Genomic DNA, 12926 nt, shown 5'->3' with positions numbered 1-12926 from the left:
TTTTTTCTCAGTATTCAGTTGTAAGCCATCATTTCTTGGTGACCCAAATTTTTAAATATATTTACTATTGATAATTTGAATTACAAAATTAGTATATTTATTTTCTAATTTGAAAATTAAAGTATACTTTTGTTCTATTACTTCAGGTTTATGAAAAAAGTCATTATTATTGGTTCAGGTTTCTCGTCGATAGCATCCGCATGTTATATGGCCAGTGCAGGCTATACCGTTACTGTTTTAGAAAAAAATGAACAGGTTGGCGGGCGTGCATCTTTGCTGGAGATTAATGGCTTTAAGTTCGATATGGGACCGAGCTGGTACTGGATGCCTGATATTTTCGAAAGGTTTTTTGCAGATTTCGGTAGAAAAGTGACAGATTACTATCAGCTGGAGAAACTTTCGCCGGGCTACAGAGTATATTTTGGCAAAGATAACTTCATCGACATTTCAGACAAGCCGGAGGAAATCATCGAAACTTTCGAAAACATCGAACCCGGAAGTGGCAAACACTTAAGAGATTTCATGAAAAAAGCCAAAGCGAATTACGAGATCGCAATGCAGGATTTGGTTTACAATCCCGGCAGATCGATTCTGGAGCTTGTAAGTGTTGAGACGGCCAAAAGACTTCCGCTTTTCGTGCAAAACATTTCCCAAACCGTGCGAAAAAATATTAAAGATCCCAAACTAAGAAGCATTCTGGAATTCCCCGTATTATTTTTAGGAGCAAAACCGAATAATACGCCGGCTTTTTACAATTTTATGAACCATGCTGATTTCGGGATGGGAACCTGGTATCCAAAAGGCGGTTTCAATGCTGTAGCAAAGGGAATGCATCAACTTGCAGAAGAGTTGGGCGTAAAATTTAAAGTAAATGAGGAGGTTACAGAAATACGAACAGAAAATAACAGTGCAACTGCAGTAGTGACTAAAAACGGTGTTTTTAAAGCAGACATTGTAATTTCAGGAGCAGATTACGCCCACACCGAAACCCTTTTGAAAAATACGGTGCAGAATTACAGCAAAGATTATTGGCAGAAAAAAACCTTTGCACCTTCTTCCTTTTTATATTATGTAGCTTTTGACAGGAAAGTTCCGCAGCTTCAGCATCATAATTTATTTTTTGATACTGATTTTGAACAGCATGCGGAAGAGATTTATGACACCAAAACACTTCCTAAAAAACCGCTTTTTTATGCCAATTTTTCGAGTAAGACTGATGACGGCCTTTGTCCAGAAGGTAAAGAAGTCGGCTTCTTCCTGATCCCCGTCGCCGTAGATCTTGAGGATTCAAAGGAAATTCACGATGTGTATTTTGAGTTGATTATGGACAGAATTGAAAAAAACACTGGAGAAAACCTCCGCAATTCGGTTATTTTCAAGAAAAGTTTCGGCGTAAACGATTTTAAAGAACGTTATCATTCTTGTCGCGGAAATGCATATGGACTTGCCAATACATTGTTGCAAACTTCAGTTTTAAGACCAAGAATTAACAATAAGAAAATCAAGAACCTATTTTACACCGGTCAGCTCACGGTTCCGGGACCCGGCGTTCCACCGGCATTAATCTCCGGAAAAGTAGTTACAGATTATATCCTTAAGAACACAAACCGAATTTTATAAAAGCAGAAACGATGAATAACTTAGAAATTTTCAACAAAGTGTGCGGGCAATCCTCGAAGTTAGTGACTGAAAAATACAGCACCTCATTTTCCAGGGCTTCTACCCTTTTTCAGCCTGAAATTCGACAACACATCTATAACATTTATGGTTTTGTGCGTTTTGCGGATGAAATTGTAGATACCTTCCACGATTATGATAAAGCGAATCTTATGGAAGAATTTGAGCAAAGTTACCGCTCAGCACTCCAAAACGGTATTTCTCTCAATCCTATACTGCAATCTTTCTGTTTAACGCAGAAAGAAAAAAACATTCCGCAGCATCTGGTGGATGCTTTTCTCCATTCCATGAAAATGGATTTGGGCGATATTAAAAACTTTAATGATGAAAAGTACAACGAATACATTTACGGCTCAGCCGAAGTGGTAGGTTTAATGTGTCTGAAGGTTTTTGTGAATGGTGATGTAGAAGAATATAACAGATTGAAGCCTTACGCACAAAGTCTCGGCGCAGCGTTTCAGAAAATAAATTTTTTGAGAGACATCAGCGCAGATTATAATGATTTGAACAGGATGTATTTCCCGAATGTAGATTTCAGCAAATTCAGTTCGCAGGCTAAGCAGGAAATTGAAGCCGACATTGCAAAAGATTTTGCGCATGCATTCATCGGAATCAAGATGCTCCCTATTTCCAGCAGAATTGCAGTTTTCATGGCGTATAAATATTACATCAACCTCTTCAAAAAAATACGCAAAACAAAACCCGAACTCCTGCTAACGAAAAGAATCAGGGTTTCCAACGCGCGAAAAATATATCTTTTCGGGGAAATGGTCCTTAATAAAAACTTAAAATTAGTTTGAAAATTTCAATAATGAAAAAAGTTTTTTTAACCTTGGTTTTCTTTTTTGCTATGATGTGTTACGGCCAGGATTTATCAGATTTCAGATTGCTTTTACAGAAAGGAGAAAATTCTGAAACTGCGACAAAAACCTTAATCGCAACCTCCCAGGAGGCTTACACCAAAACTAAAAAACCAATTTACGAAGCCTTTTATGCAGTCGGTAATTTCTTTATGGCGAAACATGCAATGAATCCGCTCAGCAAGTATTCGTATTTCAACAAAGGTAAAAAGGCACTCGAAAATGCGGTAAATAAAGATCCTAATAATCTGGAAATTCGCTTTATGCGATATATTTCACAGGAACAGACGCCGGCTTTTTTAGGATATAACAAAGATCTGAAAAGTGATAAAACCTTTATTTTAGCAGAGTACAAAAAATCGAAAGACGAAGATCTTATCAAAAGAATTAAAATGCACCTAAAACTTTAAAAACAATGGAAACCTTACTTTATATCATGATCACACTGCTGGTTTTCGTTTCGATGGAAGGCGTTACATGGCTTACACACAAATATATCATGCATGGCTTGGGCTGGTATTTTCACGAAGATCACCACCAGCCGGGTTATCCACATATTTTCGAAAAAAACGATTTCTTTTTCGTGGTTTTTGCGATTCCGAGTATTCTGTTGTTTTACTTTGGAACCCGTGGCGAAATTAACTGGATGTTTTTTGTAGGATTGGGGATTTTACTTTACGGAATGGGCTATTTTTTAGTTCATGATGTCTTGATTCACCGCCGTTTTAAATGGTTCGACAAAACCAATAACTGGTATTTCAGGGGTTTGCGTAAAGCCCATAAAATTCATCACAAACATTTAGGAAAAGAAGACGGCGAATGCTTCGGAATGCTTTTCGTTCCGTTGAAATATTTCCGGGAAGCTAAATTATCAACTTCATAAAAACTAAAATCTTGCAGTCTTATTACTATTTATTACTCGATATCCTAAGCTTTTCTGTGCCTTTTCTCTTCAGTTTCGAGCGGAAAAGAATGCACTTCATCCAGTACTGGAAAGCTTTTTTCTCAGCAATCTTATTGGTCGGATTGTTCTTCATCGCATGGGATATTTATTTTACGCACGAAAAAGTCTGGGGTTTTAATGATGAATATTTAATCGGATTCAGAATTTTCAATATGCCGCTGGAAGAATACCTTTTTTTCCTGCTCATTCCCTACGCCAGTGTTTTTATTCATTACTCTCTGGAGTATTTTATTCCTAAAGTTATTCTGAATGAAGGCATTACCAAATGGATTACGTACATCCTTTTTGTGGTGAGTTTTTCTGTTGCTGTTTTAAATTACGACAAAATTTATACGGTATGCAGCTTCGGTCTTTTTGCTTTACTGATGCTGCTCCAGATCATCTACAAATGGAAGGATGCGCGACGGTTTTACCTTAGTTTTATCGTCATTTACATTCCGTTTTATTTTGTTAATAATGCGTTGACAGGCAATTATTCCGAAAATCCAGTCGTTTTTTACGATGATACTGAAAACCTCGGAATCCGCGTAGGAACCATGCCTCTGGAAGACAGTTTCTACTGTTTCACCCTTTTGTACAGTATTGTTTTAGTTTTTGAATATTTTAAAAGAAAATGGAAGTATCCGCCAGCACCCAGCAGAACAGATGAAAATTAAAATCACCAAACAGTCGGGAATTTATACACTGACTTCAGAACAGATTCTCCCTATTTCGCTGAAAGAAGCCTGGGAATTCTTCACCGTTCCTACAAATCTGGATAAAATTACTCCTGATGAAATGAATTTTCATATCACAAATAATCCAGGTTCAGAGACCTATCAGGGACAGATTATCACCTACAAAATCGGCATTTTTCCTTTGGTAAAAAGCAACTGGATTACGGAGATTACGCATCTGGTGAAAGAGAAATTTTTCGTAGACGAACAGCGGTTCGGTCCGTATGCGATGTGGCATCACGAACATCATTTCGCCGAAATGCAGGACGGAAAAGTAAAAATGACAGATATTGTGAATTTTAAAATGCCTTTGGGCCTCTTTGGTGATTTAATTGCAGGAAAAGCCGTACGGAACAAGGTGAAATTTATATTTGAAAGCCGCTATAAAATTTTAGAAGAAATCATTAAATAATGAAAATATTACTCACAGGCGTTACAGGATATATTGGCAAAAGACTTCTGATACAGTTACTGGAAGAAGGTCATACCGTAGTTTGCTCTGTGAGAGACAAAAAAAGATTCAGTACGAAACTTTTTCAAAACCATCTGCATCAGTTAAAAATTATTGAAAATGATTTTCTGAATGCGGCTTCTTTAGAAAATATTCCAAAAGACATTCATTACGCATATTACCTGATTCATTCCATGTCTTCCGGCGCAGAAGATTTTGAAGAAATGGAGAAAATTTCGGCAGAAAATTTCAGAAATGCGTTAGAGAAAACGGCAGTAAAGCAGGTTATTTTCCTTACCGGAATCATCAATGAAGAAAAACTATCAAAACATCTTCAGTCCAGAAAAAACGTAGAAGAAGCACTGAAAAGTGAGAAATACGCGTTTACGAGTCTCCGCGCAGGAATAATCGTAGGTTCCGGCAGCGCGTCTTTCGAGATCATCCGTGATTTGGTTGAAAAACTCCCGGTGATGATTGCTCCGAAATGGCTGAAAACAAAATGCCAGCCGATTGCAATCCGAAATGTGATTCAGTTTCTTGTAGGTATTTTAGGGAAAGATTTTACTTACAATAAAGATTACGATATCGCGGGAACAGATATTTTAACTTATAAAGAAATGCTCCTGCAGTATGCGGAAGTCCGCGGTTTGAAAAGAACAATTTTCACGGTACCTGTAATGACTCCGCAACTTTCTTCGTATTGGCTTTATTTTATTACCAGCACCACATATTCTTTAGCTAAAAACCTGGTCGATAGCATGAAAATAGATGTCATTGCCAAAAAAAATACGTTAGCACAAGATCTCGGGATCGAATTATTTTCTTACAAAGAAGCAATTCGCCAGGCTTTTGATAAAATCAAGCAGAATGATGTACTCTCGAGTTGGTACGATTCCTTCAGCAGCCCATTTCATGCCAGAAACGTATGGCAATATCTTGAAGTTCCTACTAAAGGCTGTTTTAAAGACATCCGCGAAATGAAAGTTGATGATGAGGAATTATCCGCGGCAAGGGTTTTCAGCATCGGAGGGAAAACGGGTTGGTATTACGCAGATTTCCTCTGGAAGATACGGGGATTTTTGGATAAACTTTTTGGTGGTGTTGGGCTACGGCGCGGACGCAGAAATCTTAATTCACTCGAAGCTGGCGATTCTGTAGATTTCTGGAGGGTTCTGTATGCTGACAAAGACGAAAAACGTCTGCTCCTTTTTGCCGAAATGAAAGTCCCCGGGGAGGCTTGGCTCGAATTTAAAATCAAGGACGGAATTCTTCATCAGGAAGCGACGTTCCGCCCGCTTGGTTTATCAGGTAGACTTTACTGGTATTCGGTTTTACCATTTCACGGTTTAATCTTCAACGGAATGCTGAGGAAACTTGCCGGTAAATAATCTATTCCACTGCTACAGAATCATCACCACGCCCGTCGGCTACGGCAGTAGCATTTCCGTTTTCATCAATTACAATCATTTCTGTACGGCCTATTTGCGGAACCCTTTCAATTTTATAGTTTTTCTTTTCGAGATTCTGTAGGGTTGTTTCAGGGAAATTATTTTCTACCATTACCGTTTCAGGCAACCACTGATGATGGAATTTTGGTGCGTATACAGACATTGCCGGACTCAGTTTAAAATCAATAATATTTACAATCGACTGGTAAACTGATGTAGGAATCGTAGTTCCACCAGGTGTACCCACAATAATGTAGGGCTTGCCATTTTTCATAACAATCGTTGGAGTCATGGAACTAAGCATTCTTTTTCCAGGTTCAATTTTATTCGCTTCTCCGCCCACAGCGCCAAACATATTAGGAACGCCGGGCTTTATTGAGAAATCATCCATTTCGTTATTCAGGAAAAATCCGGCTCCGGCTACCACTACTTTACTTCCGTACAAACCGTTGAGCGTTGTAGTGACTGCAACAGCATTACCTTCTTTATCAATCACCGAAATATGTGTAGTTTCAGTGGATTCTTTAGGTTGCGGTGTTATTTTGCCAACTTCAGAACTTGGCGTAGCTTTATTTATATTGAAACTCTTCCAACGGTTTTTTAAATACTCATCGGAGATAAGCATCGAAGTTTTGTCTGTAATAAATCCCGGGTCGCCCATAAATTCTGCCCGGTCGGCAAAAGCACGTCTTTCCGCTTCTACCATAATCTGCACGGCTTCGGTGGAATTCTGCTGATATTTCTCTAAATTTTCGTAGCCCGACATTTTCAGCATCTGAGCCAGTAAAATTCCGCCACTTGATGGCAAAGGCATGGAAACGATTTCGTTGCCTTTATAATTGAAAACGATGGGTTTTCTTTCTGCAACTTTATAATTTTTAAGGTCATTTAAAGTAATAATACCGTTTCCGCGTTTCATTTCTGCGACGATCAGTTCGGCCGTTTTACCTTCGTAAAAACCTTTTGCACCATTTTTCTGAATCAGTTTCAGCGTTTCAGCCAAATCTTTCTGAATCAGAATATCACCTTGTTTCCAGGCTGTAATTCTTTGGAAGACTGTAGCTACTTTATTGTGATCATTAAAATACTTCATTTGATTATTAAGCAGACTCGCTTCTTTCTCGGTAATTGCAAAACCCTGTTCTGCCAGATCAATCGCAGGCTGAATAAGCTTTTCCATGGGAAGATTTGCATGCTTTAAGGTTGCATAAAATCCGGCAACAGATCCCGGAATTCCCACGGCCAATCTTCCGTTTTGAGATAAATCGCTGTTCGCATTTCCTTTTCTATCGAGGTACATATCTTGGGAAGCTTTTGCAGGCGCAGTTTCCCGAAAATCGATGGTAAATTTCTCACCGGTATTTTTTACTCCAACTAAAAATCCACCGCCACCGATGTTTCCTGCCTGTGGATAAACCACTGCCAAAGCGTATTGCGCAGCGATTACTGCATCAAAAGCATTTCCTCCCATTTTCATTACTTTTGCGCCGGCTTCACTTGCCAGTGGGTGTGCCGAAACGACCAAACCCTTGTCTTTGGTACGGATTTCTTTAATAATATTAATATCGGTGAACTGAGCAAATGCAAAGTTGGAAGAAATGATGAGAAGAAACAGCGTTTTTTTCATGTCGGAAATTTCCTCAAAAATAAGAAAATGCTTTCAATTCCGAAAAGCTGTTTGATATCGTCAGCCGCGAACCTTTCAGTTGTATTCCTTTTATGCAGCGAAGTATAGCAAATAACAGCAACAGAAAACGGAGAATGTTGCCTACAATAATATTTAGCGAATTCTGGCGGGAAAATTCTTTTAATTTTTTAAATTTGCTCAAATCAATTTCTAAATTCTACAAATGGAATCCTACACGGAAAAAATTCTTATCACCGGTGCGCTGGGACAGATTGGCACCGAACTCACCAACAGATTAGTTGAAATTCATGGCGCTGAAAATGTAATTGCTTCGGGACTCGACCGTTGGGACAAAAACCTTACTACAGCGGGTTTTTATGAAAGAATGGATGTTTCGAATACGCAACTTGTGAGACAAGTGGTAAAGGATTACGAAATTACAACCGTGTATCACCTGGCGTCTCTGCTTTCCGGAACCTCTGAAAAACAGCCGCTTTTTGCCTGGAAACTCAATGTAGAACCGCTTCTGAACTTCTGCGAGATGGCAAAGGAAGGATTGGTGAAAAAGGTGTTCTGGCCAAGTTCGATCGCAGTTTTCGGGAAAGGAATTCCGAAAGAAAATGTGGGTCAGGATGTGGTTTTAAATCCTACCACCGTGTATGGAATCTCGAAAATGGCCGGTGAAAAATGGTGCGAATACTATCATGACAAATTTGGAGTAGATGTGCGAAGCATCCGTTATCCGGGTTTAATTTCCTGGAAAACTCCCGCAGGTGGCGGAACAACAGATTACGCAGTAGAAATTTTTTATGAAGCCGTAGAACAGGGAAAATACACCAGTTTTATCTCCGAAAACACAGCGATGCCAATGCTTTACATGGATGACGCTATTAATGCAACTTTGAAATTAATGGAAGCTCCAAAAGAAAATTTAACTGTTCGTACTTCCTATAATTTGGGTGGATTATCTTTTACACCTAAAGAGCTTGCAACTGAAATTAAAAATGAAATGCCGGATTTTGAAATTGATTACAAACCTGATTTCCGCCAGGCTATCGCCGACTCGTGGCCGGCTTCTATTGATGATTCTATTGCGAAAAAAGACTGGGGTTTAACTTATGAATTCGGGATTACCGAGATGACCAAAGACATGCTAAAAAATCTTAAAGTAAAACTCGGCAAATAACTTTTAATGATTTTATTAACCTTCAACATCATTAATAATAAGCGTGATTTTAAAAACAATTACCGGCTTAATGATGGGGAGATTACAGAAATCACCATCGATAACGTTTCTTCAGTTCTGAGGATTTTAGAAAATAATAACATTCTGGCGACTTTTTTTATAGAAATTTCGTTGGTGGTTACTGTACAGCCTTTGATAAAAAAAATAATCAGCAAAGGTCATGAAATTGCTCTTTATAACGCAGATTCCAACATCACAGAAATTGAAACTGCTAAACAATTAACTGAGGCTTTCACCGAAAAACTTATCCGTGGAATAAGACAGAAAGAAGTCAACCTTTCTGTAGATGCACTGAAAAAACTAGAATTCAGCTATATTTCGAATATCGAGAATGCCAACATACTTTTCCCACTGAAAAGGCTGCAGCGAAGCACTGAAATCATCGAGGAAAATGGCGTAAGCATTATACCGGAAAGCATCTCGCCCTATTCGCAAATACCATATAACGATTTTGTTTTCCAGATGGTTCCGCTGAAATTCTATCAGAACATGGTCACTGAAACATTGAAGAATGAAGATTTCATTCTTATTTACCTGAATTCCTGGCAGTTTACCGACTTCGAAAAATATCAATTCAAGATTCCGTTCTACCGGAAATACAATTCAGGCAGAAAGATGGAAGACAAGCTGGAACATTTTTTACAATGGTGTAATACCAACGAATTGGCTTGTGCTCGGATGAGGGATTTTATTTTTTGATTGCGCGCGCAAGGTATGATCCAAATCATAAACTCGTATGAAACTAGTAATTATTAATCAAATTTAATATGAATTTGCAATAAATAATCAATTTTTATTGGTGATTTAATTTTTTTATACTTAACTTTGAAGGTAAGTTTAACCAAATTAAATTTCTTATGAAAAAAATTCTACTATTTGCCTCCTTCTTGGCAATCCCATTCTCTGGAACCGCGCAGGTTTTTCAGGAAAATTTTGACGGAGCCGGCCCTGGTTTTGGTGCCTGGACATTAATTGATGTTGATGGACAAAGCCATGCTGAAGCTGTATCAGATTTTGACGCTGGTGCGTGGATTAGAAAGAACAGAGGTGGGCCAACACCTAATTACGGTGGACCAGACAATGATTTTGCAGCAGCAAGCTCCTCGTGGTATGATCCTGCCGGAACCTCTAATGATTGGTTGGTATCACCACAAATCGTTCTTCCTGCCGGGAATACTTTCCTTCAGTGGGATTCCAAAGCTCAGGATCCTGCATATCCGGACGGATACAAAGTAATGTTGGCGCCCAACGGCGGAAATACGGTATCGGATTTTACCATAACATTATTCGATACTGCCGCTGAAAATCCTGCATGGACTACCAGAACTGCAAATCTTAGTGCATATTCAGGAACTACAGTTCGTGTTGCTTTTGTGAATAATTCAAATGACAAATTTGTATTGTTGGTAGATAATATTTCGGTGCAGCTTGCTCCTACTTCGCCACCAGATTGTCCTACACTTGTTTCTCCAGCCAATGCAGCTGCAGGTATAGACTATACCGCGCCTGTCACTTTAACTTGGACAGCAGCTACTAGCGGTACGGCAGCAACCAGTTACGATGTTTATCTAGGGACTTCTCCTAATCCAACAACTTTATTAGGAAATGTGCCGGGAACAACCACTTCTGCTACTGGCTTAGCACCTTCAACCACTTATTACTGGAGGGTTATTTCTAAAAACGGAGCAGGTGATGCTACAGGATGTACAGAATTCTCATTCACAACCGCAGCAAACCCGTTCGCCCCTTACTGTGGCCCTGTTTCTATAACTTCGAACACAGAGCCAATTACTTTAGTAAATTTTGCAGGAATCAATAACGAAACATCACCTACCCTCAACGGAACTCCGGATCACGAGAACTTTACAACTATCGTTGGAAACGTGACTCAGGGAAGCTCTTATGACATCACCCTGAAAGGAAATACCGGCGGAAACTGGGTCAACAGATTCGCAGTGTTTATTGACTGGAATCAAAACGGTATTTTAAATGATGCGGGAGAAGTATATCAAATTACGCAAACCATTACCAACTCTACAGGAACTGATAACGTACAGGCAGTACAGTCACTGGCCGTTCCTTCCGATGCGGTACTGGGTAACACCAGAATGAGAGTGAAGAAAATTTTCGGAACTACAAATTATCTGGATCCTTGTGCTAATGCGTCATTCGGACAGCTTGAAGATTATACCCTAAATGTGACTTCACTGGGCGTAAACGACAATATGAAGAATGCAGTGAAAATTTATCCGAACCCTGTTGTTGAAATGTTGAATATAGAATCTCCTAACAAAGTAAAATCTGTATCAGTATTTGATGCTACCGGAAAAGTTGTTTCTACATACTCACTGAATGCTTCTAAGTCGCAGATTAACCTATCTAAACTTGCACCTGGAGTTTATGTGGTAAATATCGAAATGGAAAATGAAACCAAATCGATTAAGGTAATCAAGAAATAGTAAGAAACTTCATCAATATTAAATTTAGGTCTGCAGCAATGCAGACCTTTTTTATTTATTTTACTGAAATATTGTTACTTTAGGAAATAATTATTACTTTTGCACCTCGAAATAATTAACAAATTTATTTAACATTATGAACAATTACGAAACTGTTTTCATTTTAACTCCCGTTCTATCTGACGCACAGGTGGAGGAAGCAGTAAAAAAATTCGAAGATCTTTTGACTTCACACAATTGCGAAATCGTTGCCAAAGAAAATTGGGGACTTAAGAAATTGGCTTATCCAATCCAATTGAAAAAGAATGGTTTTTACACTTTAATCGAATTTAAAGGCGAAGGAAGTGTAGTTGCAGATTTAGAACTTGCTTTCAAACGTGATGAAAGAGTTATCAGATTCTTGACTACTAAATTAGACAAGCACGCTGTAGACTACGCAGTAACAAGAAGAAACAAAGTAAAAACTGCGAAAGCTTAATTTTAACCCTCTAAAAATTTACAACAATGGCAATAGATGATATGGCTAAACAAGCCTCTGCTGGAGGTGAATCTGAAGTAAAATTTCTTACTCCACTAGATATTAACACAAAATCTGAAAAAAAATACTGTAGATTCAAAAAATACGGAATCAAGCATGTTGATTATAAAGATGAAAAATTCCTTCTTCAGTTCGTAAACGAGCAAGGTAAAATTTTACCAAGAAGATATACTGGAACTTCTTTGAAATACCAAAGAAAAGTTTCTGCTGCAATCAAAAGAGCAAGACACCTTGCTTTGATGCCTTACGTAGCGGATTTATTAAAATAATTATAAAACAAAATAGTTGTTGGTTGTTTTACAAAAACGCCTAACTTCTAAATAAAAAAGGACAACAACAATGGAAATTATTCTAAAAAAAGACGTAGAAAACTTAGGATTAGAGTTTGATACGGTAAACGTAAAACCAGGGTATGCAAGAAACTACTTGTTACCACAAGGTTTAGCTCTTTTGGCTACTCCAAAAAACAAAGCTAATCTAGAGGCAACTTTGGAAGCTAGAAAAGAAGAAGAAGCTAAATTGATCGCAAACGCAAACGCTATCGTTGAGCAGTTGAAGAAAACAAACATCACAATTGCTACAAAAGTAGGCGCAGGTGACAAACTTTTCGGATCTATCAACAACGCAAACCTTTCTGAAGAATTGGCTAAAGCAGGTGTTGAAGTAGACAAAAAATACATCAAAATCCCTGGAAACACCATTAAGAGAACAGGTAAATTTGCTGCTCAAATCCGTTTACACAGAAATGTAGAGCACACTTACGAATTCGATATCGTATCTGACGCTCCACCAGCACCGGCAGCCCCAAAAGCAGCCCCAGCTCCAAAGAAAGTTGAAGAAACTCCTGCTGAAGAAGCATAAGATTTCTAAACATATTTTTAAGAATCCGGTAATTTATTTTACCGGATTCTTTTTTTTAACGCTATTGAGTCATTTTTAT

General features: G+C 38.4%; 14 protein-coding genes. 13 read left to right on the top strand and 1 reads right to left on the bottom strand.

Annotated elements, in window-relative coordinates; translation table 11 throughout:
• The first annotated feature begins 150 nt into the window (after positions 1–150).
• From crtID to OK344_RS07935, 7 genes are read left to right on the top strand one after another with little or no spacing between them, the layout of a single operon-like run.
• Positions 151–1620 carry a bifunctional phytoene desaturase/3,4-desaturase gene (gene crtID, locus OK344_RS07965; protein WP_265144297.1) on the top strand — a complete coding sequence of 490 codons (1470 nt, stop codon included), beginning with the start codon at positions 151–153 and terminating at the stop codon, positions 1618–1620.
• A gap of 11 nt (positions 1621–1631) precedes the next feature.
• On the top strand, positions 1632–2477 hold the full coding sequence (locus tag OK344_RS07960; protein ID WP_265144296.1) for a phytoene/squalene synthase family protein: 846 nt from the start codon (positions 1632–1634) through the stop codon (positions 2475–2477).
• An 11-nt stretch (positions 2478–2488) separates the two neighbouring features.
• Positions 2489–2947, top strand: coding sequence for a hypothetical protein (locus OK344_RS07955; protein WP_265144295.1), 459 nt, complete (start codon positions 2489–2491; stop codon positions 2945–2947).
• A 5-nt stretch (positions 2948–2952) separates the two neighbouring features.
• Positions 2953–3420 carry a sterol desaturase family protein gene (locus tag OK344_RS07950; RefSeq protein WP_265144294.1) on the top strand — a complete coding sequence of 156 codons (468 nt, stop codon included), beginning with the start codon at positions 2953–2955 and terminating at the stop codon, positions 3418–3420.
• 11 nt (positions 3421–3431) lie between these two features.
• On the top strand, positions 3432–4157 hold the full coding sequence (locus OK344_RS07945; protein WP_265144293.1) for a lycopene cyclase domain-containing protein: 726 nt from the start codon (positions 3432–3434) through the stop codon (positions 4155–4157).
• A complete protein-coding gene (locus tag OK344_RS07940; RefSeq protein ID WP_265144292.1) occupies positions 4147–4629 on the top strand; it encodes an SRPBCC family protein in 483 nt (160 codons plus the stop codon). Before OK344_RS07945 ends, OK344_RS07940 begins: the two co-directional genes overlap by 11 nt.
• On the top strand, positions 4629–6056 hold the full coding sequence (locus tag OK344_RS07935) for an SDR family oxidoreductase (RefSeq protein WP_265144291.1): 1428 nt from the start codon (positions 4629–4631) through the stop codon (positions 6054–6056). Before OK344_RS07940 ends, OK344_RS07935 begins: the two co-directional genes overlap by 1 nt.
• 1 nt (position 6057) lies before the next feature.
• On the opposite strand, the gene ggt is transcribed toward OK344_RS07935, so the two are convergent.
• Positions 6058–7743, bottom strand: a complete 1686-nt coding sequence (ggt, locus tag OK344_RS07930; protein WP_265144290.1) for a gamma-glutamyltransferase — start codon at positions 7741–7743, stop codon at positions 6058–6060.
• A gap of 223 nt (positions 7744–7966) precedes the next feature.
• Here ggt and OK344_RS07925 point away from each other — a divergent pair, with 223 nt between their 5' ends.
• From OK344_RS07925 to rplI, 6 genes are all read left to right on the top strand, one after another.
• Positions 7967–8929 carry an NAD-dependent epimerase/dehydratase family protein gene (locus OK344_RS07925; RefSeq protein WP_265144289.1) on the top strand — a complete coding sequence of 321 codons (963 nt, stop codon included), beginning with the start codon at positions 7967–7969 and terminating at the stop codon, positions 8927–8929.
• Between the two features lie 6 nt (positions 8930–8935).
• The gene (locus tag OK344_RS07920; RefSeq protein WP_265144288.1) at positions 8936–9688 is read left to right on the top strand and encodes a polysaccharide deacetylase family protein; all 753 of its coding nucleotides are present in this window, start codon (positions 8936–8938) and stop codon (positions 9686–9688) included.
• A 158-nt stretch (positions 9689–9846) separates the two neighbouring features.
• Positions 9847–11448 carry a T9SS-dependent choice-of-anchor J family protein gene (locus OK344_RS07915; RefSeq protein WP_265144287.1) on the top strand — a complete coding sequence of 534 codons (1602 nt, stop codon included), beginning with the start codon at positions 9847–9849 and terminating at the stop codon, positions 11446–11448.
• A gap of 136 nt (positions 11449–11584) precedes the next feature.
• Positions 11585–11926: a 30S ribosomal protein S6 gene (gene rpsF / locus OK344_RS07910; RefSeq protein WP_265144286.1), complete on the top strand. Its 342-nt coding sequence runs from the start codon at positions 11585–11587 to the stop codon at positions 11924–11926.
• Between the two features lie 26 nt (positions 11927–11952).
• A complete protein-coding gene (gene rpsR / locus OK344_RS07905) occupies positions 11953–12255 on the top strand; it encodes a 30S ribosomal protein S18 (RefSeq protein WP_031503984.1) in 303 nt (100 codons plus the stop codon).
• A 70-nt stretch (positions 12256–12325) separates the two neighbouring features.
• Positions 12326–12847 (top strand): 50S ribosomal protein L9, encoded by a 522-nt coding sequence (gene rplI, locus OK344_RS07900; protein ID WP_088469333.1) that lies wholly within the window; start codon positions 12326–12328, stop codon positions 12845–12847.
• Positions 12848–12926: the final 79 nt, after the last annotated feature.

The organism is Kaistella yananensis (assembly GCF_026107505.2).
Taxonomy (GTDB): Bacteria; Bacteroidota; Bacteroidia; order Flavobacteriales; family Weeksellaceae; genus Kaistella; species Kaistella yananensis.
This window is presented reverse-complemented; position numbering and strand designations above follow the sequence as displayed.